Source organism: Sunxiuqinia sp. (assembly GCF_055140945.1).
In genome coordinates this window covers 24,998-48,768 of sequence record NZ_JBSQYS010000021.1, presented here as the reverse complement: position 1 = coordinate 48,768, position 23,771 = coordinate 24,998, and the positions used below count along the sequence as shown (strand labels likewise).

Annotated in this window: 13 protein-coding genes; 12 read left to right on the top strand and 1 reads right to left on the bottom strand. The window is 40.6% G+C overall.

Annotated features, from left to right (window positions below; translation table 11 throughout):
- The first annotated feature begins 103 nt into the window (after positions 1 to 103).
- The 6 genes from ACTB00_RS11455 to ACTB00_RS11430 all read left to right on the top strand — a co-directional run bounded on the left by ACTB00_RS11455 (position 104) and on the right by ACTB00_RS11430 (position 13,704).
- Positions 104 to 3,862 carry an SNF2-related protein gene (locus ACTB00_RS11455; protein ID WP_463300056.1) on the top strand — a complete coding sequence of 1,253 codons (3,759 nt, stop codon included), beginning with the start codon at positions 104 to 106 and terminating at the stop codon, positions 3,860 to 3,862.
- Between the two features lie 171 nt (positions 3,863 to 4,033).
- Positions 4,034 to 4,627 (top strand): RNA polymerase sigma factor, encoded by a 594-nt coding sequence (locus tag ACTB00_RS11450; RefSeq protein WP_463300055.1) that lies wholly within the window; start codon positions 4,034 to 4,036, stop codon positions 4,625 to 4,627.
- A 77-nt stretch (positions 4,628 to 4,704) separates the two neighbouring features.
- A complete protein-coding gene (locus ACTB00_RS11445) occupies positions 4,705 to 5,676 on the top strand; it encodes a FecR family protein (protein WP_463300054.1) in 972 nt (323 codons plus the stop codon).
- A gap of 101 nt (positions 5,677 to 5,777) precedes the next feature.
- Entirely contained in the window at positions 5,778 to 9,143 is a 3,366-nt protein-coding gene (locus tag ACTB00_RS11440; protein ID WP_463300053.1) for a TonB-dependent receptor, read from the top strand.
- A gap of 9 nt (positions 9,144 to 9,152) precedes the next feature.
- Positions 9,153 to 10,682, top strand: a complete 1,530-nt coding sequence (locus ACTB00_RS11435; RefSeq protein ID WP_463300052.1) for a RagB/SusD family nutrient uptake outer membrane protein — start codon at positions 9,153 to 9,155, stop codon at positions 10,680 to 10,682.
- Positions 10,683 to 10,941: 259 nt separating this feature from the next.
- Positions 10,942 to 13,704, top strand: a complete 2,763-nt coding sequence (locus tag ACTB00_RS11430) for an alpha-L-rhamnosidase (protein ID WP_463300051.1) — start codon at positions 10,942 to 10,944, stop codon at positions 13,702 to 13,704.
- Positions 13,705 to 13,721: 17 nt separating this feature from the next.
- On the opposite strand, the gene ACTB00_RS11425 is transcribed toward ACTB00_RS11430, so the two are convergent.
- Complete coding sequence (locus tag ACTB00_RS11425) at positions 13,722 to 14,573, bottom strand: AraC family transcriptional regulator (RefSeq protein WP_463300050.1); 852 nt, start codon at positions 14,571 to 14,573, stop codon at positions 13,722 to 13,724.
- Between the two features lie 174 nt (positions 14,574 to 14,747).
- Between ACTB00_RS11425 and ACTB00_RS11420 the strand changes: the two genes are divergently transcribed.
- The 6 genes from ACTB00_RS11420 to ACTB00_RS11395 all read left to right on the top strand — a co-directional run bounded on the left by ACTB00_RS11420 (position 14,748) and on the right by ACTB00_RS11395 (position 23,768).
- Positions 14,748 to 15,848: a sialidase family protein gene (locus ACTB00_RS11420; protein WP_463300049.1), complete on the top strand. Its 1,101-nt coding sequence runs from the start codon at positions 14,748 to 14,750 to the stop codon at positions 15,846 to 15,848.
- 72 nt (positions 15,849 to 15,920) lie between these two features.
- Complete coding sequence (locus tag ACTB00_RS11415; RefSeq protein WP_463300048.1) at positions 15,921 to 16,847, top strand: dihydrodipicolinate synthase family protein; 927 nt, start codon at positions 15,921 to 15,923, stop codon at positions 16,845 to 16,847.
- A 160-nt stretch (positions 16,848 to 17,007) separates the two neighbouring features.
- Positions 17,008 to 18,495 carry a sodium:solute symporter family protein gene (locus ACTB00_RS11410; RefSeq protein WP_463300047.1) on the top strand — a complete coding sequence of 496 codons (1,488 nt, stop codon included), beginning with the start codon at positions 17,008 to 17,010 and terminating at the stop codon, positions 18,493 to 18,495.
- 169 nt (positions 18,496 to 18,664) lie between these two features.
- The gene (locus ACTB00_RS11405; protein ID WP_463300046.1) at positions 18,665 to 19,210 is read left to right on the top strand and encodes an RNA polymerase sigma-70 factor; all 546 of its coding nucleotides are present in this window, start codon (positions 18,665 to 18,667) and stop codon (positions 19,208 to 19,210) included.
- A 72-nt stretch (positions 19,211 to 19,282) separates the two neighbouring features.
- Positions 19,283 to 20,275 carry a FecR family protein gene (locus tag ACTB00_RS11400; protein WP_463300045.1) on the top strand — a complete coding sequence of 331 codons (993 nt, stop codon included), beginning with the start codon at positions 19,283 to 19,285 and terminating at the stop codon, positions 20,273 to 20,275.
- Between the two features lie 85 nt (positions 20,276 to 20,360).
- Positions 20,361 to 23,768, top strand: coding sequence for a TonB-dependent receptor (locus ACTB00_RS11395; RefSeq protein WP_463300044.1), 3,408 nt, complete (start codon positions 20,361 to 20,363; stop codon positions 23,766 to 23,768).
- Positions 23,769 to 23,771 lie beyond the last annotated feature (3 nt).

Here is a 23,771-nt window from a genome sequence, read left to right as displayed (position 1 = left end):
AACAGTTAAGGTCACGGACCTATCTATTATTTTTGTTATCACTTCTCTCATAGTTTATTAGAAGACAGAAATACGACAACAATTATTGCTTAATACTTATTTTATGGCTACCGATCGATTTACCGAAGAATATATAAAAAGACACATTAATTTTCACACGTCCAGCGCGGTAGCGAACCGTGGTCGGCAATTGTATAAAAACGACAAAGTGTTTTTCGATGATTACATCGAAAAAACAGATAGTTGGAAGCTTACAGTTCAAGGTTCTCAAAAATACCAGGTTTCGGTAAGAGGAGTGAAGAGCAAAAATATACAAACCAGTTGCACCTGTCCTTTTGACTGGGGAAGCATGTGCAAACATTCGGTGGCAGCCTTGCTTTTCGTGTCAGCCAATCTTGCTGATCAATCAATGTTGCGAACCCAAAATCAATCGACAATTACCTTGCCCGTCAGCAAAAGAAATCCCAAAAATTTAGGATATGAAATTCCGGATTATCAGCACATTGATTTCGACTTTGTAAAGAAAAATACTTCTGCAATCGTTTTGTCGCAGCTGATGTATCAGGTCAATTATATTTTTTACAATTCCGTTGAGATTACAGCAGAATCCGTGACTTTCATTGCCTCCAATGCTGATGCCAGCGTGAGGTTTTTTAAGGAAGATGGAAAAGTTTATGTGTCGTCGCCCCAGGCAACGAAATCGTCGAAATTATCAGCTAGCGAAGCGCACTGCCTGAGAATGATTGCCAATTCGCCGCTGCCCCAATTGTTGGATGAAGTGTTTAGTGGCAGAATCCCGGAAAAACAAAAGGAATGGATGAAAAACTATGGACTGAGAGAAACTGCCGATTTCAAAGAGTATTTCTCTTACGCCTTCAGTGAAGAACGGGGCTTGGTGTATTACCCGTCGAGAAAGGGAGATGGATTGGTTCCGGTAACCGAAAACACCAACACGTATATTTCGGGTTTACTTGGAATACTGAATAACGATGAATCGTTTTTGGATGAACTTCCGGACAAAAAAGAACAACGGGAGTTGGGCTTCGTGTTAATCAAGGGCACACGATTTATCGGAGGCTATCCGAATTACTACGATGATTTTCATGATGAACAAAATGAACCGTACGAAATCGTTCCGATTGTGGGCAAAACACGGAAGAACGATCCATCTGCGCTGGCCACGCACATCAAAGAATACGATGGAGCCATGGATTATCAATTTATCATCAATAAAAGCGAAAATGCAGCAAAACTTCTGCAATTGATTGATGAAATGGACGAGCATGAAGACCATGATTTCAACCGGATGAAAAAGGCTTTCGGTCGTTTGCAAAACGAAAAGTTTGTGTATGGACTGGTAGAAAATGCCCATCAAATCAGAAAAAAGGATTTGGTTGACATTACACTTTCACCCGAGCCTTTCGACGTGGTTTTTGAAGTGTCAAAAGACAAGGAGTTTTTAAGTCTGAAACTGAAGCTGAAAGTTGGTGAGGAGCTGTTAGATAGAAAATCGCTGAAGTCGGAACCAGCAGACCATTATTTATATGTAAATGGCAATACCTACCATTTGATAAAAAGCGAAAAGGCGGCGCAGATAATCGGTGGTTTTCCCGATAAAGTTAAAATGGTTGCCACACACAAAGACGAATTTTACAACAATGTTGTAGCGCCTATCTCCGAAAATTTTGAAATAAGGTATAAACAGGGAACGTTTAAAAGCGAAACCATTGAGCTGGATTTTCATAAGAAGCAGTTGTTTCTTTCGGAACAAAATGACTATGTGGTTTTTACACCCCGCGTTGAGTATGATAACGATGTTTCGGCAAGCTTGAATACCATCGGCAACAGGCTCGTAAAAAATGGCGATGTCATTACCGAATACCGCCGAAACTTCGAACTTGAAAATGATTTTTTGGATTTGCTTGCTGAATTGCACCCCGATTTTGAAAGCCAGAAAAGCAGGAAGCTGTTTTACCTGCATTACAGCGACTTCACTAAAGATATGTGGTTTTACCGGTTTTTCGATCAATTGCAGACGCTTAACGTGGAAGTGTTTGGCTTGAAAGAACTGAAGAACTTCCGGTATTCGCCATACAAAGGTAAAATCACCACGTCGGTAAGCTCGGGGCAAGACTGGTTTGAAGTGGATCTGTCCGTCAGTTTTGGTGATAACCGCGTTTCTCTGAACGACATTAAGAAAGCGGTACTAAACAAACAACGTTACATCCAGTTAAAAGATGGCTCGGCGGGTGTTTTGCCCTCGGAATGGTTTCATAAACTCGAAAAATATTTCAGGCATGGAGAAATCAGAAAAGACAAGCTGGAGATTTCCAAACTGCGGTTTTCGGTGATTGACGAACTGTTTGACAAGCTTGACGACCCCGGCGTTTTACAGGAAATAGCAGAAAAGCGGCAGCGCTTAAAAAACTTCAATAATATAAACGAAACCATGGTTCCCAAACAGATAAAAGCTAGTTTGCGGCACTATCAAAAAGAAGGGCTGAATTGGCTCAATTTTCTGGATGAGGTGCAGTGGGGAGGCATCTTGGCTGACGACATGGGCTTGGGAAAAACCTTGCAGATGTTGGCATTTTTGCAACACCAATCAAATAAGAACAGGGGTGTCAACCTGGTTGTGGTGCCAACCACCTTGCTATTTAATTGGGAAAACGAGTTGAAGAAATTCGCTCCCAAATTAAAAGCGCTCTATTACTATGGAGCTGACCGCACAAAAAATACCGAAGATTTTACAAACTACGACCTGGTTTTTACCACCTACGGAATTCTGGTACGCGACATTCAAATCTTGAGTCAGTTCCGGTTTAATTACGCGGTGCTTGACGAATCGCAAGCCATAAAAAATCCGGCATCACATCGCTACAAAGCGGCTTGCCTGATCAATGCCCAAAACAAGATCGCGCTTACGGGAACGCCGATCGAAAACAGCACCTTCGATTTATTCGCACAAATGAATTTTGTCAATCGTGGTTTTCTGGGCAGTGTTCAAAAATTCAAAGAGCACTATTCAACACCCATCGATAAAGATGGGAATGAGGCGATGGCTGGCGAACTGAACAAGATCATCAATCCCTTTATTCTGCGTCGTGCCAAAGAAAACGTCGCATCGGAGCTTCCCGATAAAACGGAAAACATCCTTTATTGCGAAATGGAAACGGGACAGCGCCGTGTATATGATGCCTACCGCAACGAATACCGCAACCGCTTGCTCAGTAAAATTGAAGAAGATGGAATAGAGAAATCGAAAATGATGGTGCTGGAAGCGCTGACCCGCTTGCGCCAGATTTGTGATTCCCCGGTACTTCTTAATTCGGATGAAGTGACTGAAAGCCAGTCGGTAAAAATTAAGGAGCTTGTACGGCACATTACCAATAAAACGGGGAAACATAAAATCCTTGTGTTTTCGCAGTTTGTAAAAATGCTGGGATTGATCCAGGACGAGCTGGCCAAGCTGAACATTGAATACGAATACCTGGACGGGCAAAGCAGCAGCAAGCAGCGTGAGCAGTCGGTCAATCGTTTTCAGGAAAACGAAAATCTGCGGGTGTTCCTCATTAGTTTGAAAGCGGGTGGAACGGGACTGAATTTAACTGCCGCCGATTATGTGTACCTGGTTGATCCTTGGTGGAACCCGGCGGTGGAGAACCAGGCCATTGACCGTTGTCACCGGATTGGACAAGATAAGAAGGTATTTGCCTATCGCATGATTTGCACAAATACGGTGGAAGAAAAGATCCTGACGCTTCAAAATAAAAAGAAAAAAATCGCCGGCGACATCATCCAAACCGATGAGAGCATTCTGAAAAAAATGAATCAGAACGACATTAACGAGTTGTTTTCATAAACTTCCGTTACGTGGGTAACTGTTGTTCGCGTAACAAAATCAACAAGCTTTTTCTAAAAACTGCTAAGACTGCAAGCTGTGGTGGGATGTCTGATTGCCGCGATCGTCCTCAGACTTCCGATTGAAAACTTGTGCCTTTTTTTTCTAAATTGCACGGCAGTTTGCGACACCATGATTGATCTATCTTTAAATACAGGCCTTAAAAACGGAGATGCATCCAGTTATGATGTGTTGTACTCACTGACGGCTGCTCGTTTAAAGAACTACTGCAAGATTTTTATCAAAGATCAGGTGCTCGTTGAAGACCTGGTTCAAAATGCCTACGTGCGGTTGTGGGAAAAGCGACTCCACATCAAGCCGGATCGATCGGTGGAAAGCCTGCTGTTCACCATCATCCGCAATCAATGTTTAAATCATATTCGCGATCAAAAATTGGTAGCGGAATCTTTCTCCCTCGATGAATACTCGTGGAGCGAATTGCAACATTTGTATCAAATTGACTTTTCGGGAAAAGAAGATAGCACCTTGGAGGAACAACTGTTTGAAGCCCTGAAAAACGCGATTGACCGGCTCCCGGAACGTCAAAACCAAATCCTGGTCAAATGTAAGCTGGAAGGACGCAGGCAGCAGGAAGTGGCCGACGAATTGGGGATCTCACTAAAAGCCGTCGAGAAAAACCTGGCTAAGGCCAGGACTCATCTGCGGCAGGATTTACTGGCCCGTTTCCCCGAACTGTCCTTACTCATTCTGATGATCCTCCGGTAAGCTGGGTGAAAATATTCGCCCTAAGGGGGTAGGGATTCTTGATGCCCGGTGTATTGATGATGAAAGGGTATTCATTTATGGAGAAGAAAATACAATCCTATTTAGAAGGAAAACTTCCGGAAAACGAACAGGCAGCCTTGCTCGAGTGGCTTCGGGAAGAAGAGCACAAGCAGACTTTTGATTCGGAGAAAGCCCGTTGGTGGAAAGAACGGAAATTGAGCCGCGAAGGACGAATAGCCGACTTGGGGCAAGTTCGCCTTCGTGAGCGATTAAAGGAAAAGCAACAACTGAAGCGGTCGGCGCGGTTGCTGAACTGGTACCGGTATGCGGCTATTGCCTTGTTGGTGATGGGCTTATCCGGGGCTGCATTCGTGTACAATAACTATTTCAATACCGAACTTCAACTCACCCAAATTCATACGGAACTGGGACAAATGTCAACGGTGATTCTACCAGATGGAAGCAAAATTTGGGTGAACGCCGACACCAAATTAACTTACAATAACCAGTACGGGATTCAAAATCGGGCGATCCAGGTTCAAGGCGAAGCTTATTTTGAGGTGGCCAGAAATCTGAAGGATCCGTTTATTGTCGATTTGGGGGCCATTCAAGTGAAGGTGACTGGCACCCAGTTTGGCATTTCCAATTACGACGATCTGAATGAGATGAACGTGGTGCTGGAGGAAGGGAGTGTGGAAATCCAATCGGCTTCAGATGAATTGATAGTCAAACTAAAACCGGAAGAGCTGGCGGTTTTCAATAAAAAGACAAACACCATCCATACGATGAAAGTAAAATCAGCGCATTATACTTCATGGAAGGATGGAATATTAAATATCTTCGAGTTGCCACTCGATCAACTGGTTGTTAAGCTTGAGCGGAGGTATAACCAGAAATTTGAAGTTGATCCTTTGGTGAAGGATCTTCCCTATACATTTAGCATTGAAGGTGAGTCGCTTGCTGAAGTGATTCATCTAATTGAGCGGATTTCACCAGTCAAGGCACAGCAAGAAGGAAATGTTATCAAATTCAAGTATATGAAGCACTAAACTATTCAAAAAAAACAGGAAAGTGCGGGAACACTTTCCTGTGGTTAACTCTGTCATTGGTAGATGACAATTTTATAAACCTTTTAATTCAGTTTAAAATTATGAAAAAAAAATTAGGAATCTGGGGATTCTTGTCTCCATTTGTTAAATCTCAAACGGGAAGAATTATGCGGTTAACGTTTCTCTTTCTTCTGGCCGGGCTCCTGCAGGTAACTGCAAGTTCATTTGGTCAAAACACGAAGCTCAGTTTCGAGTTGCAAAATGTAGCGGTCCGGGAAGTGATGCAGGCCATCGAAACCCAAAGCAAATTTCGATTCGCCTATAGCTCTGAAATTATTGATTTGGAGCGAAAAGTGGATCTTTCGTTGAAAGATCAAAGTATTGACCAAACGCTGAAGGCTTTGTTTGAAGGTTCAGGAATTACTTATGAGGTATCCGACCGGTTAGTCATGCTTTATGGCAAGACGGACCGCTTGAATGCACAACAGCAAAATGTAACGATGACGGGTAAAGTCACCGACTCCTCAGGGGAACCGCTTCCAGGTGTAGCGGTGATCATTAAAGGAACTACCCAAGGCACCATTACCGACCTTGATGGAAATTATTCGATTTCAAATGTTCCCGTTACCGGCACTTTGGTGTTTTCGTTTGTGGGGATGAGGAGCCAGGAGATATCCGTTTCAGGGAAAAGTACAATCAATGTGGTGATGGCGGAAGATGCCATCGGGATTGAAGAAGTGGTTGCCATTGCTTATGGTACCCAGAAGAAAAGGGATATAACAGGTTCTGTACAAAATGTAAATGCAGAAGAACTACAAAGTATTCCTGTTGGTCAGTTTGCTCAAAAACTTCAAGGTCAGGTAGCAGGTGTTCAAATTAACCAAACAACAGGTCAGCCTGGAGAAGGAATGCTCTTTCGTATTCGGGGAGCAACTTCAATAAATGCTGACAATCAGCCCTTATTTGTAGTGGATGGCTTCCCCATTGTAGGGGGTATTAATAATATTAACCCCGATGAAATTCAATCTTATACGGTGTTGAAGGATGCTTCTGCGACTTCATTATATGGATCTAGAGCAGGGAACGGAGTTATTCTGATTACAACTAAACGGGCAAAAAAAGGGAGAACAGATTTCAATTTCAATGCTTATTATGGCGTTCAGAGCACTCCAGAGAGAGGTCGTCCGGATTTGATGAATGCGCGACAATTTGCACAATATCAAAAAGAATTCTTCGAAGATAAAATCCGTTACGAAGGATGGAAGAATGCTGATGGAGAGGCTGTTGTCCCTGTGCCATATCAAAATCCTTCACAGTATGGAGACGGGACTGATTGGTACGATGTGATGTTGCAGACTGCTCCAATTCAAAGCTATAGTTTAAGTGCGACGAGTCGGAAAGACAAGTTTGTTTCAGCTGTTGTCGGTTCTTATTTTAAACAGGACGGAGTTATGCTGAATACGAGTTTTGAACGCTTCTCATTAAGAGGAAATAGCGAATATTCGGTGAACGACCATATTAAAATTGGTTTTAATATAGCTCCTTCACTGCAAATCTCGGAGAACCAGAATACAGATGGGTTTCGCGAGATTATTGGAACAGCAGTTACCGTTTCTCCAATTTTAAGTCCATGGGATGAAAATGGCGACCTAAGATTGGAATTGAGTGCTCCGAACATGTTTGCACAGCCAAACTGGTATCGTGTTTTGACGGAGCAGGAAAATAAGCGGACTAAACTCCATTTGCTAACCAATTCATTTCTAGAGCTTGATATCATTGACGGACTGAAGTATAAGTTTCAGGCAGGAGTTGAACTGGAGAGTGAACATTTGAAATCATTTTCCCCATCTACAGTTGGAGGTAGATTAGGACAAGCGCCTCCTCAGCCTGCTGAAGGCGAATACAATACTGGTTATTATTATTCGTGGTTAATTGAAAACATTTTAACCTATTCAAAGAGTTTTGATAAACACAATGTCGAACTTTTGGCTGGTTATACATCCCAGAAATACCTATGGGAAGGTAGTGATCTTTCGGGTACAGATTATCCGGATGACGAAATTTCGTGGTTAGATGCTGCCGCAACAACAACTGGCGGTAGCAGAACAAGTGCTTGGACCATGCTTTCTTATATCAGTAGATTGAATTATAACTACGCGAATAAGTACTATTTTCAAGCAACTTTTCGCCGGGACGGTTCTTCCAGATTTGGAGCCAATAATAAATGGGCTACTTTTCCCTCATTCTCTGCTGGCTGGATTCTTTCAGAAGAAGATTTTTTTCAGAATATTAGTTCTAAGATAAACTATATGAAATTAAGAGCAAGCTACGGAATTACCGGAAATAATAATATTGGAAATTATTCACACATTGCCGGGGTTGCTGCTGCTAATTATGTATTCGGAGGAACGCTGCAAGCAGGCAAAGCGTTGACCGGATTAGGCAATTCTGAATTAACCTGGGAGGAAACAACTCAGTTTGATGTTGGTCTTGATTTGGGCTTTTTCAAAGATCGACTTTTTCTAAAATACGACTACTATAGAAAATCGACTGACAATTTACTTTACCAGTTAGATATTCCAATGGCTTCAGGATTCTCAAATGTTCAATACAACGTAGGACAAATCGATTTCTGGGGACATGAAATCTCGCTTGAGACGAAGAACATGGTTAATGATTTTAAATGGAGTACGAACATTAACCTCGCTTTCAACGAAAATGAAGTGAAGCAATTGGGAACAGAAGATGTTCCGATTGGTGGTTACGACAATGCAGGAGATATCAACCGTTTGGCTGTTGGAGAACCTGTCGGTGTATTTATGGGATATGTTTATGATGGCATATACATGACCGAGGAAGAATTTAATACACAGCCTAAACATGCTTCATCTGAGGTTGGTACTGTTAGAATGAAAGATATCAGCAGAGATGGAATAATTGATGAGAAAGACCGCACAATCATCGGTGATCCCAATCCGGATTTAGTCTTTGGTATCATGAATGAATTTTCTTACCGTAATTTTGATTTGAGCATTGTAATGAGCGGTGTTGTCGGTGGAGATATTATTGCTCGTTCGTATGAGAATACGAATAACCTGGATGGTGTTTTTAATGTTGAGACTAACGTTGCCGATCGCTGGAGGTCGTTGGAAAATCCTGGTGATGGAATTGTTCCCCGCACTAAGGCAGGAACAACCGAATTGTTCCGTTTTAACAATACACGATGGGTGTCTGACGGAACACATTTGGCCATTAAAAACGTGACTTTGGGATATACTCTTTCTCCTAAGAAATACATTAAACGAGCTCGGTTTTACTTGAGTGGACAGCAGCTTGCCATTATTACAAAGTACACGGGAGGAAATCCTGAAGTTAGTTCCGGTCTGAATTGGAATGGATTGGGTGTAGACAATACAGCCTATCCCGTACCAAGAACTTTTACAATTGGATGTAATCTAAACTTTTAATCAACTAATATGAAAAAAATAATATATACGGGAATCATAGCTTTAATGACTATTTCCTGCTCAGATTCGTTTTTGGAACTAGCGCCTGAGTCGTATACAAATTCTTCTGGCTTTTATAAAACAGAGAGTCACTTTGAAATGGCAGTCACAGGAACCTATGAATCACTTCGGTCGATAACAAACGACCGTGGACGGTGGTTACTGACTGATCAGCGTTCAGATAATGCCCACTATGATTATTATGCCGCAAACCGTGGCACCGGATCAGCAGTCTCTTTAGAGCACATTGCCGATTTTATTGACGAAGAAGATAACCGTCATGCAAACAATTTTTATTACAATTGCTACGAAGGAATTTCAAGAGCAAATACAATTCTTGATCGCATTGAAGGAGTTGAATTAGATGCTGATTTCGAAGCTTCAGTAATCGGGGAAGCAAAATTTTTAAGAGCGTTCTTTTATTTCGACCTTGTTCGCCTTTATGGCGGTGTGCCACTTTACTTAAATGAAGTGCAAACAGCTGATGAAGCTTTTTTACCGCGTGCTTCTGTTGAGGAGGTTTACGCTCAGATTGAATCAGATGTGACTGATGCAATCTCTAAACTTGATGCTCCTTCGTTTCCACAGGATGGAAGAGCAACACAGGGAGCCGCCAGGATGTTGTTAGCCAAGGTTTTAATGACCAAGCCATCACGTGATTTTGCAGGGGCTGAAACTCAACTACGCGAAATTATGAAAATGGGGTACGATTTGCTTCCTGATTATGCGGATATTTATGATCCGGCAAATAAAAACCATCGGGAGTCAATTTTTGAGGTGCAATATCAGGAAGGCGATCAGGGACAAGAAAGTAATTTTGCTTATCGTTTCTTCCCAAAAACAGGGAATGACCTTCTTGTTACCGGACTTGGTTCAAACATTCTTACCCGTGGTGGATGGAATATGCCGACACAGGAAATGGTTGATTCGTATGGCGAAGGAGATGAAAGATTGGCCAAATCAATAGCCGTTGCCGTTGGTTCGGCTGATGGAAATGGAATGATTGTCATTGAAGATGTATTAAATCCGGAAGATGCGGCAATTGATAATTATCAGCTGAAACGGTATTTCGTTAAGAAGTACCTTCATCCGCATTCAAAACCCTATAATATGGATGAAAACTGGCCATTTTACCGTTATGCCGATGCTTTGTTAATGCTATCTGAATGCTTGTTGGAACAAAGCAAAGGTGATCAAGGTCTGCCCTATTTAAATGAAGTCAGGTCGAGAGCTGGGTTAGAACCTGTAGGCACATTGACAGATGATGTAATTGCCAACGAGCGGCGTCATGAACTGGCTTTTGAAGCTCATCGTTGGTTTGATTTACTAAGAACCGATAAAGCGATAGAAGTTATGACAGCTTTTGGAGAACGTACAAAAGCGATGTATCCCTACTTGCAAGACCGGACATATGATATCTCATCAGATAAATTATTGTATGCGATACCATATCGAGAAATGCAGCTAAACGACGAACTGGAACAAAATCCGGGGTATTGAGTTTCACGAAAAATAAGAGATTCTGCAAAAGTAACTTTAAGAATAAAATTACTTTTGCAGAATCTTTAACAACGACCTAAATAAGTTATGCAACGATTGAACTAAACGTTTTAAAACATGTATGTAGAAGCTGTTAAGGCATATAGCCGGAATAGTTGAAAACGTTTTCATAAAGTGTCCTGTTTTTTCTACTTTTGGTGGTTAGAATTACAATTATCAAGAATTGTCTTCTTGGTTGAATGATAATCAAACGTGAAATATGAAATCAAAAAATCGAATATTGTTTTTTTTAGGAGTGCTAATTCTTCTATTCTCAAATTATAGTTATGCCCAAATTCAAATCCGGAATTTAACCTGTGAGCATTTAACCAATCCACTGGCCATTGATGTGCTAGAACCTCGTTTGAGCTGGCAATTAGCTGGCAATGAACGTGGGATTGAGCAAATGGCATATCAGGTTATTGTTGCTTCTACAAAGGAGAAACTGAATGACAATGAGGGTGACTTGTGGAATTCAGGAAAAGTGGAGTCCGATCAATCTATCAATGTTGTTTATGATGGCGTTGAATTGAAAAGCAAGATGGATTGCTTTTGGAAGGTAAAAGTATGGACCAATAAAGGCGAATCTTCTTGGAGTGAGACTGCCAATTGGTCAATCGGCTTACTTTTTTATAACCAATGGTGGGGACGATGGATTGGATTCGACCGCCCTTTCCCCTGGGATGATGACAGCTTTCATTCACGGCTTTCAGCACGATATCTCAGAAAGGAGTTTGAAGTAACGAAACCGATTAAACAGGCGAAAGTCTATCTGATGGGCTTAGGACTCTACGAGTTGTATTTCAATGGCCAAAAGATTGGCGATCAGGTATTGGCTCCGGTTCCAACCGATTACGATGAAAATGTCAAATATAATGTGTTTGATGTGACTGAGCAGTTGAAATCAGGCGATAATGCTGTTGGTGTTATTCTCGGAAATGGACGTTATTATACCATGCGTCAGCATTACAAACCGTATAAAATCAAGAATTTTGGATTCCCGAAGTTGATGTTTCATATGGAAATTGAATATGAGGATGGCACGAAAGCTTACGTTCTTTCAAACAATAGCTGGAAAGGAACTGCTGATGGACCAATTTTGTCGAATAACGAATACGATGGCGAAGAATACGACGCCCGCAAAGAAATGCCAGGTTGGAATAAGGTTGGCTTTGATGATAAAGATTGGCTGGAGCCTGAATATGTGCAAGTGCCAAACGGAACATTTGAAGCCCAAATGACTCCCAATATGAAGGTAATGGAGAGTATTAAGCCCGTTTCTGTGACTATGATTGGAGAAGATCGATATATTCTGGATTTGGGGCAAAATATCGCTGGTTGGATGAAAATGACTGTTCAGGGAGACGCTGGCGACACGGTTCAACTTCGATTTGCCGAGGTACTGCAAGATAATGGTGAACTGTTTACCGAAAACCTACGCGATGCAAAAGCTACTGATATTTATATCTTAAAAGGTGGTGATAAAGAAACCTGGGAACCTCGTTTTGTTTATCATGGTTTTCAGTTTGTTGAAATAACGGGCTACCCGGGAGTGCCAACGGTTGATGATTTTGTAGGGCAAGTGGTTTACGATGAAATGGAAACCACAGGTACTTTCGAAACTTCAAACCCGATTATCAATCAAGTATTTAAAAATGCTTATTGGGGAATTCGTGGTAATTATAAAGGCATGCCGATTGATTGCCCTCAACGAAATGAGCGTCAGCCATGGTTGGGAGATCGTTCCACCGGTTGTTATGGGGAGAGTTTTATTTTCGGAAATGAGATGCTTTACTCCAAATGGCTTGATGATATTGGCTATTCGCAGAAGGAAAATGGTGCGATCAGCGATGTTGTTCCGAACTTTTGGCGTTACTACTCTGATAACATGACCTGGCCGGGAACCTACCTGATGGTGGCTGATATGCTTCACCGACAATACGCCGATGTTCGTCCGATTAAGGAGCATTACCAGTCGATGAAAAAATGGATGGATTATATGAAAGACCGCTATATGAATGAGGATTACATTGTTACTCAGGATCGTTACGGTGATTGGTGTGTGCCACCTGTTACAATTGAAGCTGGCCGTGGGAAAAGCGCTGATAAAAAGCACCCTCGGGAGTTGATTTCAACCGCTTACTATTATTACTACCTCGGCTTGATGGAAAAATTTGCACTTCTCTCTGGAAACGGACGCGATGTTGCTAAATTTCGAGAGCTGGCTCAACATATTAAAGAAGGGTTCAATCAAAAATTCTATTTGACAGAAAAGGCTGGCTACGGCGAAAATAAATTAACCGACAACCTGTTGGCGCTTCAAATGGGGCTTGTTCCCGAAGAAAATCATGAGGCTGTTTTTAACACCATTGTCGATATTATTCTGAATAAAAATAATGGACATTTAAGTACGGGATTGATCGGAACACAGTGGTTGATGCGAACACTAACAGAAAACGGAAGAGCCGATATTGCCTATCAGCTAGCTACAAATACCACTTATCCCAGCTGGGGATACATGATTGAAAATGGGGCGACAGCCATTTGGGAACTCTGGAATGGAAACACAGCAGCACCACATATGAATTCGTACAACCACGTGATGATGTTGGGCGATTTGATTATTTGGGATTATGAGCATTTAGCAGGAATTAAATCAAGTACCGAGGATTCTGGTTTTAAGGAAATTGTGATGAAGCCTGAATTTGTTGAGGGATTGGATTTTGTGAATGCGAGCTATCAATCCGTTTATGGTGAAATTAGCAGCGAATGGCAAAAGGATAGATTGACAATTGAATGGAAACTGACTGTGCCTGCCAATACCATAGCCAAAGTTTATATTCCGGCAAAATCGGCTGCCGACATTACCGAAAGCGGTGTCGAACTATATCAGGCTAAAGGGGTGAATTATCAGTACCAGGAAGGAGATCGCGCATTACTTGAAGTTGGATCGGGGGAGTATCATTTTCAGTTTAAACGATAAGGTTTACAGGCAATTGGTTACCTAAATTCTTTCCGATACTCCGACGGTGTTTTTCCCATTATCTTTTTAAAATAGTGGTTAAAGTTCGCCAGATTGTTGTATCCGCAATCGTAGCCAATTTCAGTAATTTGTTTTTCGGTTTCGGCTAACATTTTGGCGGCATAGCCAATCCTGATTTTGATGACGTATTCCATAAAGGTGAGATGGGTTTTCTTTTTAAAAAAACGACAAAACGAGCCGGGAGCCATATTGAGTAACGAGGCAACTTCATTCAACTTAATTTCCTCCTGAATGTGTTGAAATACGTATTCGTAGATTTTGTTGATTTGGTTGAAGTCTTTGTCGAATGCGGTGTTCGAAATGGGCTGCTGCGAGAGGTACTCTCGTTTGTCACATTCAATTAATAAATTGAAAATACGTAATAAACTAATATAGCTATTCAATCCTTGTTGAGTCGTTAGCTCTTTTAAAATTGACTTGATCTTTGGGATTCGTGAACCATAAAAAAAGATGCCCGCTTCGGCTTGTTTCAATAGATCGACAATTTTTTCGAGTTCAGGCTTATTAAAGAAATCAGAAGAAATTAAATTTTCATAAAAATGAATGACAATGCATTTGGGTGGTTCCTGTTTGGTGGTTTTTAGTATTTCCCAGCAGTGGGGCAGGTTGGGGCCTAGTAGCACCAAGTCGTTTCGCTCAAAACTGGAAATGTTGTTGCCGACAATTCTTTTACCGACTCCTGACAGAATGAAATTCAGCTCAAAGTTTTTATGTGAATGGACACGAGGAGAGTTCTTTGTCAACTCCATCTCACGAGTGATGAAGGAATGCTGATGGGGAACATATATTTTTTCAAAAACGTATTCCATTTGTTAAATATTGACAATAATTTATTGAATGTATGAAAATATAAAATATAAAGGTGAAAATACAATGTAAATACGTTAAGATTTGATTGAAGATAATTAGCCGGATTTTATTTCTTTGTTTAGAGAGGAAGTCCATTTGTAAATGATAAGTTTTAAATGAAAAATTGTAAAACCATGAAAAAAAATAGTGTACTAGTTGTTCTCCTTAGCTTTATAGTTGTATTTGCCGGGTGTACTTCCCAAAAGGAGCGTACCTTCAAAGAAGGTATCGTTTTGGAAGAGTTTATTTACGAAACTGCACCGTTCCCCTCGAGCCATGCCGGAACTATTGTTGAAACCACCGATGGAACATTGGTTACCTCGTGGTTCGGTGGAACCTACGAACGCGACCCTGATGTTTGTATTTATGTAAGCCGAAAAGTTGATGGCGAGTGGACAGAACCTGAAAATGTAGCAGATGGTATTCAGAACGATACGCTTCGTTATCCAACCTGGAATCCGGTGTTGTTTCAGGTACCCAATGGCGAATTACAGCTCTACTATAAAATTGGCGCACACCCTAATAATTGGAAAGGATGGATGAAAACTTCGGAAGATGGAGGTGTGACTTGGTCGGAAGCGATAGCATTGCCGGATGGTATTATTGGGCCGGTAAAAAACAAACCGGTGTTAATTGATGGCAAGATCATCAGTCCGACGAGTACCGAGGAAGATGGCTGGCGAGTATACTTTGAGATTTCGGATGATCTCGGAAAAACCTGGCGTAAAACAGAGCTCATCAACGATGGCTATGATATTATTGCTATTCAACCCAGTATATTGGAATATTCTGACGGACGATTGCAGGCGTTGACTCGAAGTAAAAACCGGGCTATTCTGCAGTCCTGGTCTGATGATCGGGGCGAAACCTGGTCGGAGATGACCAAAACTTCGTTGCCACAGAACAACTCGGGAACCGATGCCGTAACACTTGCCGATGGTAGACAATTGTTGGTTTATAACCATGTATTGCCTCCCGACGAAAAGGTAAAAGGCGGACGTTCACCGCTTAATGTTGCTGTAACTCAAGATGGCGAACATTGGATGGCAGCGCTTGAATTGGAAAATGAACCGGAACAACGTTTTTCGTATCCGGCGGTTATTCAAACCAACGATGGAATGATTCACATTTTGTACACCTGGAAACGAGTTAAAATGAAACATGTGGTTGTCGATCCATCTAAAATGGAACTCACTCCAATTGTTGATGGGCAATGGCCTGAAAAATCAGAATAATAATAACTACTAAGAATATTTTTTTGAGTGAAATTAATTTCGACTTCATTTAATACAAATTGCATAAAGTATATGAAACCAAATTTTCCGATGCCATTAAAAGGAATAGTTCCTCCGTTGGTAACTCCTTTGATTGATAATGACACACTAGATGTTGACGGGCTGGAACGCCTGATTGAACGGACAATTGCAGGCGGTATACATGGGCTTTTTTTGTTGGGAACAACGGGAGAATTTGCCAGTTTATCGTACAAAATACGTGAAGAGTTGATTGAACGAAGCTGCAAGCTGGTCAACGGGCGAGTGCCTGTTTTGGTCGGCATTTCGGATTCAGCTTTCACCGAAAGTTTAAACTTGGCCAACAAGGCTGCGGAGTATGGTGCTGATGCAGTTGTGATTACTCCTCCTTATTATTTTAGCGCTAGCCAACCCGAGCTGTTGGAATATCTGGAGCGAATTATGCTGCACATGCCGCTTCCTTTATTCATTTATAATATGCCGGTGCACACAAAGGTTTCGTTTGCTCCCGAAACGGTAAAGGCAGCAGCCAATATTCCCGGAATTATTGGGATGAAGGACAGTTCTGCAAACCTGGCGTATTTCAATCAAATTAGCCATCTGTTGCAGGACCGTCCTGACTTTACGTTCATGGTTGGTCCTGAGGAGATCATGTCTCAGTTTGTTCTTTTAGGTGGTCATGGTGGTGTGAATGGCGGTGCAAATATGTTCCCTAAATTGTATGTCGATTTATACAATGCCTCTGCAGCTCGCGATTTCGATAAAATTATTCCGCTTCAGCAAAAGGTAATGCAAATTAGTAGTACTATTTATAGTGTTGGGCAGTATGGCTCCAGTTACCTGAAAGGCTTGAAATGTGCGCTATCTGTAATGGGCGTTTGCAGTGATTTTATGGCGGAGCCATTTCATAAATTCAATGCTCCTGAACGTAAAAAAATTGAAAAAGCATTGGATGAGCTAAATTACAAAGAGCTCTTGTAATCATGAAATAGCAAGGAAGACAATTGGAGCAATCGATACTTCAGTTGTCTCCCCTGTTTTCTATTATCGCAACAGCTGTAATCGGGAAACTGTTTGGATGTGTTCATCCGGTATTATTAAACCTAACATAGTTGATAACCGAACTAATAAAACAAATTGAATGAGTACGATTGACGTCATTATTTTTATTGCTTACCTCGTTGGAATAGTCTTATTCGGAAGTTCTTTTTATAAGAAGAATAAATCATCATCGGCATTTACTTTGGGTAATCAATCGATTCCAGGGTGGGTGATAGCACTGTCGATATTTGCCACTTTTGTGAGTAGTATTAGCTATTTGGCATTGCCCGGTCAGGCTTATTTAACCAACTGGAACGCCTTTGCATTCAGCCTGTCTATTCCATTTGCTTCGTACATGGCGGTTCGATTTTTTGTGCCGCTCTATCGCTCTATCAATAGTCCATCGGCCTACACTTATTTGGAGAAGCGTTTTGGGCCATGGGCAAAAAACTATGTTTCGGTTATGTATTTGCTCACCCAGTTGATGCGGGCCGGAACGATTTTGTTTTTGTTAGGTATTATGCTGCATACATTGCTTGATTGGGATATTTCAACCATTATTATTGTTACCGGATTTAGTGTTATGGTTTATTCCCTGCTTGGTGGTATTCAGGCTGTGGTTTGGACTGACGCGATTCAGGCAATTATTTTAATTGTTGGCGCGATTGTGTGCATTCTCACGTTGATGTTTTCGATGCCCGAAGGTCCGGGACAAGTTTTTGAAATTGCAGCGGCAAATGATAAGTTCAGCCTCGGAAGTTTTGGAGCCAGTTTAAATAGTTCCACTTTTTGGGTGGTGTTGATTTACGGTATTTTTATCAACCTACAGAACTATGGAATTGACCAAAATTACATTCAGCGTTATATGACTTCAAGTTCTGAAAAAGAAGCTAAAAAATCGGCATTGTATGGAGGTTTACTTTATGTGCCTGTATCTGCCATGTTTCTATTTATCGGATCTGCACTATACAGTTTTTACACCGCACAACCCGGATTGATTGATCCGAATATTCAGGCTGATAAAGTTTTTCCTCAGTTTATTGTCAATCAACTTCCAAACGGGTTAACCGGATTTTTGATTGCATCGGTTTTTGCAGCCGGAATGAGTACAATCTCAACCAGCATTAATAGCTCGGCAACCGTAATTTTAACCGACTATTTTAAGATTGACGGTAACTCGGGTGATGATAAACGCTCGATGCGAATTCTGTATTTGGCATCGTTTATTTTCAGCACCTTGAGTATCGGTGTTGCCATCGCAATGATCAATGTTCAGAGTGCGCTGGATGCGTGGTGGAAATTGGCCTCAATCTTTAGTGGAGGCATGCTGGGATTGTTTCTGCTTGGATACCTTTCGAAAAAGCTTACCAGCTTATCAGCTTTTATTGGAGTGATTGCCGGAGTTGTTGTAATTGGTTGGATGAGCCTTTCGCCCATCTTTTTCCCAGGCACTTCTCTGGAACCATATACCAGCCCATTCCACAGTTATTTATCAATCGTGTTTGGTACTGTAGCGATTTTTATTGTGGGATTTTTAATAGGAGTATTTGTTAATAAAAAGGTGATTACTGAGAAGACAAATTTGTAATGATCTGATTGTTTGTAGTGAGTTGTTATTTCTTAAACGCAGTGGTGTTTTTTCGATATCGGCAAGCAGATGTCTCAGAAGAAATAGATTTGAGACTGTTAAAAAATGTTAATTCAGATTGTTTTGTTTTAATCCATTTTTTATACTTTGCATTCCTAAAAAAGCTTGGATGTCAGATTTTGATCATATTTTTAGAAAATATCACAATTCACTCTATTTGTATGCTAATAAATTCGTTCGTAACGAAAGTATTTCTTTAGATATTGTACAAGATGTGTTTGCCTCGATATGGGAAAAGGGAAAGCTTGAATTGCATGATGAGCACCTGAAAGCTTATTTGTTTAATGCTGTTAAAAACAGTTGTTTCAACTATTTGAAACATGAGAGAGTGGTGCAGGATCATCAACAAAGGCATATTGAAAGAATTATGCAACTCGAACAGAAATATTACAAAAGCGGTGAACAGTCTTTAATTGAAAAAGAAAACCTGGACAAAATTTATAAGGCCATTAATGCTTTATCCGTTATCAATCGCGAAGTTATTGAGCTAAGTAGATTCGAAGGATTGAGAAACAAAGAAATTGCTAAAAAACTTAAGCTACCTGTTCGCACTGTTGAGACTCGATTATTTCGTGCGCTTTCCGAATTGAAAGAAAAATTGTCAAAAAACAATCTTCGTATTTTGTTGAATATTTGCGCGTTAATAAAAAGTTAAGTTTTTTTTGAATTTTGATGACGTAATTTCCCATCCTTGGTTGTGTTAGTAGTAAATGATGAAAATTTAATCATGACTACAGTAAATTCATCCGAAATACAACAAATGATCTCAAGGTACCTTAATGGAGATCTTTCGCGCACCGAACAAGAAAAATTAGTTAACTGGATTAAGGACAGTCCCAAAAATCAGAGACTGTTTTTTGAGCTGAAAGACGTTTGGGATGCAAGCCACAAAGGCTCCAATGAAAAGGTAAATGAACAGCTTTTAAAATTTTATCGAAAGCAAGCAACTCAAAAAAGAACAAAGTCAATATCTTCATGGAAGTCTGTTATTGCTGTTGCTGCCATTTTAGTATTTGGCTTAGTGATTGGAAGTGTGATGCAAATGCAATTTGGACAGGATAACAGTCAGTTGGAATCGTTTTATGTGCCCAAAGGCAGCCGTTCCGAAGTTACTTTAGCTGATGGCACGAAAGTTAATCTGAACTCAAACAGCTATCTTAAATTTGACACCCATTTTTCAAAAAATAATCGAATTGTGCACCTGGAAGGCGAGGCATATTTCGAAGTCAAATCAGACAAAAATCATCCATTCACCGTTCAAACCAATAATTTTGATATTGTAGTTACCGGCACCAAATTCAATGTAAGTAACTATCATGATGACCAGTTAATCGGCGCTACACTTGCCGAGGGTAAAATAGAACTGTTTACGGACGATCATCAACAATTTGAAATAAAGCCAGGTGAAAAAATATCTTTAGACAGAAAGACTAACCATTATGAATTGAATGACGCAGACGTTGAATCGGAAACAGCCTGGATAGATAATGAATTTATATTTAAAGAAATTCCTTTTCCCGACTTGATTAAACGGTTGGAAAGATGGTACGATGTTCGCATTTCATACAGCGGCAACGAATTGAATGAGATGATGTATTCCGGAAGTTTTAAAAACCAGGAAACAATCTGGCAAGTGCTGGATGCATTGAAACTGACTAGTCCAATTGATTACGAAAAAATAAGTTTTAGAAAGTTTGAACTAAACTATAAGCCTATGTAAAAAAATAAAGGCAGCGTGTCGCCACAACACGCTACCTAAATCAAAAAAACAATCAAGTTTTTAATTGTCTAAACATTTCAAATTTATGAAAAAAAAACGAAACAATGGGAGGATTGGCTCCAGTGCTGACGTCCCAAAAATCTATCGAATTATGAAGTTAACTTGCTTCTTTATTTTAGTAGCATTGCTTCAGGTTTCAGCTGCTACTTATTCGCAAAACACGAAACTAAGTATCGAAGGAAAGAATCTCTCAATCGAGAAAATATTGGGACAGATTGAAGATCAGTCTGAGTATTCATTTTTCTACAACAACAAGGAAGTCGATTTGTCAAAAATTGTAACTGTTGATATTAAGGACAAAGAAATTGATGAGGTTCTTGGTATGTTGATGAATGAAGCCGGCTTGGATTATACGTTGAATAATAAGCTAATCATTATTCATCAAAACGAAAAGGGAAAATTCTCCAACCTTTCGGTACAACAAGCCATTAAGGTGAGCGGAACAATAACCAACGAAGGGGGAGAGCCTATTCCCGGAGCAACAGTTGTTGTTAAGGGTACAACGGTGGGTACTATTGCTGATTTTGAGGGTTACTATACTCTTGGTGATGTTCCGGCTGACGGAACGTTGGTTTATTCTTTTGTAGGAATGAAATCTCAGGAGGTTCCGGTTCAAGGTCGACAAACGATCAATGTGGCAATGCAAGAAGAAACGATTGGCCTCGAGGAAGTTGTGGCTGTCGGTTATGGAACAATCAAGAAACGTGATTTAACCGGATCAGTAGGAAGTGTTGATTCTGAAACGCTAGTTGAAAAAGGAACAACAAGCCCAATGGAAGCCATTCAGGGAAGTCTTGCGGGGGTGCAAATTACTTCTTCTACCGGACGTATTGGCGATGGTTTTGATATCACCATCCGTGGAAAGAACTCCATGAGTGCTGATGCAAAACCATTGTATGTTGTTGATGGTGTGCCAACTGATGGAATTGACTTTTTGAACCCACAAGATATTGCTCGCGTCGATGTTTTGAAAGATGCTTCCTCAACGGCTATTTATGGATCTCGTGGTTCGAATGGTGTTGTTATTGTTACAACAAAAAGTGGCGGAGATGTAAAGAAAGATGTTTCTGTTTCTTACAGTGGATACTATGGTATTCGAAAAGCGGCTCGTTTACCTGAAATGATGAGCGGCGAAAAATGGTGGTATTATCACCAGTCGGCCTACCTCGCAACCGCCAAGACTGATCCGGTAACAGGAACGGTTACTGAAGCTACTTTGCAAGATGCCGTTGGTGCTGGAGGAAATAATAACTTGTTGTACGAACGTGCTGCAAGAAATGAAACAACTGATTGGTATGATGTTGTGTTGAAGGATGGGCAGCAACAAAATCATTATGTAGCCATTTCAGGAAAAACCAATAACAAGTTGGGGTATACATTTGGTATTGGTTATCAAAATGAAGAAGGAAATATCCAGAACGAATCAATTGATAAGTACTCATTTAAAATGAGTGTGAATCAGGATATTAGTGAGAAAGTAGATTTCGGTACTAATTTTTCTGCTTCGTTAACCGAACAGGAAATGGGAAGTGAATTCGCTATGCGTGAGGCCTTCCGCTTAAATCCATTTTTATCACCAGTTGATTCGGTAGGCAACTTGTATCCACAGCCAGGAAAATACAAAGATGCAGATGGCAATTGGTTGATTAACAAGACAAGTACATTTAATCCGGTATTGGAAATACAAAACTCCACCAACAATGTACGTCGCTGGAATGGAGTTGGAAATACTTACCTATCATACATGCCAATTGAATGGTTGACCTTAAAAAGTAGTTTTTCGTTTAATTACGATGCTAATCGCCAGGGACAAGCGTGGGGAGCATTAACCAACAATGGAATTTCAAACAATAACTTACCGTCAGCTCAACGCGACACGTATGAGAATTTTAGTTATACCTGGGATAATCAGTTCAATATTGAACGTAAATACGATAAACATTCTTTTAACTTATTAGGAGTGCAAAGTTTTTACTCAAGCGTCACTGAAACTTCAATGATGTATTCCAAATACATGCCTTTTGAAACAACATTCCATAACTTAGGGTCCGGTGAGCAAGGAACATACAATATCAGTTCTGCTTATATCAAACAAACCTTGACCTCGTATTCTTTCCGATTAAACTACTCTTACAACGATCGGCTGTTAATTACCTTATCCAATCGTTGGGATGGATCGTCTCTTCTTTCTGAAGGGAACAAATGGGAGTCTTTCCCATCAGGAGCTATCGCATGGCGTGTTAGCGAAGAGCCATTTCTCGCAAATTCGGATTTAATATCAAATTTGAAAGCCAGAGTTAGTTACGGTTTTACAGGAAATAACATTGTATCGCCTTATGCAACTTCAAATACACTGGATCGCCAGATGTACTATGACTATTTCGGTTCAGCGGCTAATGGATGGTTGCCTCAAACAATAGCAAATAGTAAATTGACATGGGAAAAAACCAGCGAGATAAATGTTGGTGTTGACTTTGGCCTTTTCAGTAACAGTCAGGTTTACGGATCGATCGACGTGTATAATCGGTTGTCTGATGATTTGTTAATGCCTCAACAGTTACCAAAGGAATCTGGATGGAACGAGATGGATGCCAATGTTGGATCAGTTCGAAATAGAGGTATTGAGGTTGCGTTAACAACGGTTAATATCGACAAGAATGATTTTTACTGGAAAACCTCATTTACCTTCACGTCTAATAAAAACACCATTGAATCACTTTATGGACAGGATAAAGTCGATGATGTTGGTAATGGATGGTTTATTGGTGAGTCGGTCGATGCTCAATACAATTATAAGTTTGATGGAATCTGGCAAGCCAGTGAGGCCGCTGAAGCCGCCATATACGGACAATCAGAAGGTCAGGCGAAAGTTGTAGACGTTAATAATAACGATGATATTGATCCCGCTGATGACCGTATGATCCTGGGGTCTTCTGATCCCTCGTGGTCAGCAAGTATGAACTCAAGTTTGAGTTATAAGAATTTTGATTTTTCGTTTTCATTATATGGCAACCAAGGTGTATTCGTTAACAGTGGTTTCCACAGTAACTTTGTTGATGTTCGCGACCGTGGACGTAATAAATTAGATATTGCTGATTGGTATATCCCTGCAAATGACGCTGGTCTTCCAGCCCAGGTATCGAACGAGTATCCACAACCTCGTAATGCCGGGACATACTGGAGAAATGATGGTGTTGGATACTATCGCGATGCTTCTTTTGTTAAAATTAAGAACATTGCTTTGGGCTATTCTTTAAAACCTCAACTAGCTGAAGAATTGCATATGAAAAGCTGCCGGATTTATATGAATATTTTAAATCCGTTTGTATTTACATCCTATGACGGTTATGACCCTGAATGGGCAGGTGCTTCCTACAATGATGGGGGAGTAGGCTCCGTAATTTATCAAATTGGTGTAAATGTTAACTTTTAAGAA

What these genes read in the sequence shown, in the direction of transcription:
- ACTB00_RS11455 (WP_463300056.1), top strand. Translation starts at nt 104, where the DNA reads ATGGCTACCGATCGATTTACCGAAGAATATATAAAAAGACACATTAAT.
- ACTB00_RS11450 (WP_463300055.1), top strand. Translation starts at nt 4,034, where the DNA reads ATGATTGATCTATCTTTAAATACAGGCCTTAAAAACGGAGATGCATCC.
- ACTB00_RS11445 (WP_463300054.1), top strand. Translation starts at nt 4,705, where the DNA reads ATGGAGAAGAAAATACAATCCTATTTAGAAGGAAAACTTCCGGAAAAC.
- ACTB00_RS11440 (WP_463300053.1), top strand. Translation starts at nt 5,778, where the DNA reads ATGAAAAAAAAATTAGGAATCTGGGGATTCTTGTCTCCATTTGTTAAA.
- ACTB00_RS11435 (WP_463300052.1), top strand. Translation starts at nt 9,153, where the DNA reads ATGAAAAAAATAATATATACGGGAATCATAGCTTTAATGACTATTTCC.
- ACTB00_RS11430 (WP_463300051.1), top strand. Translation starts at nt 10,942, where the DNA reads ATGAAATCAAAAAATCGAATATTGTTTTTTTTAGGAGTGCTAATTCTT.
- ACTB00_RS11425 (WP_463300050.1), bottom strand. Translation starts at nt 14,573, where the DNA reads ATGGAATACGTTTTTGAAAAAATATATGTTCCCCATCAGCATTCCTTC.
- ACTB00_RS11420 (WP_463300049.1), top strand. Translation starts at nt 14,748, where the DNA reads ATGAAAAAAAATAGTGTACTAGTTGTTCTCCTTAGCTTTATAGTTGTA.
- ACTB00_RS11415 (WP_463300048.1), top strand. Translation starts at nt 15,921, where the DNA reads ATGAAACCAAATTTTCCGATGCCATTAAAAGGAATAGTTCCTCCGTTG.
- ACTB00_RS11410 (WP_463300047.1), top strand. Translation starts at nt 17,008, where the DNA reads ATGAGTACGATTGACGTCATTATTTTTATTGCTTACCTCGTTGGAATA.
- ACTB00_RS11405 (WP_463300046.1), top strand. Translation starts at nt 18,665, where the DNA reads ATGTCAGATTTTGATCATATTTTTAGAAAATATCACAATTCACTCTAT.
- ACTB00_RS11400 (WP_463300045.1), top strand. Translation starts at nt 19,283, where the DNA reads ATGACTACAGTAAATTCATCCGAAATACAACAAATGATCTCAAGGTAC.
- ACTB00_RS11395 (WP_463300044.1), top strand. Translation starts at nt 20,361, where the DNA reads ATGAAAAAAAAACGAAACAATGGGAGGATTGGCTCCAGTGCTGACGTC.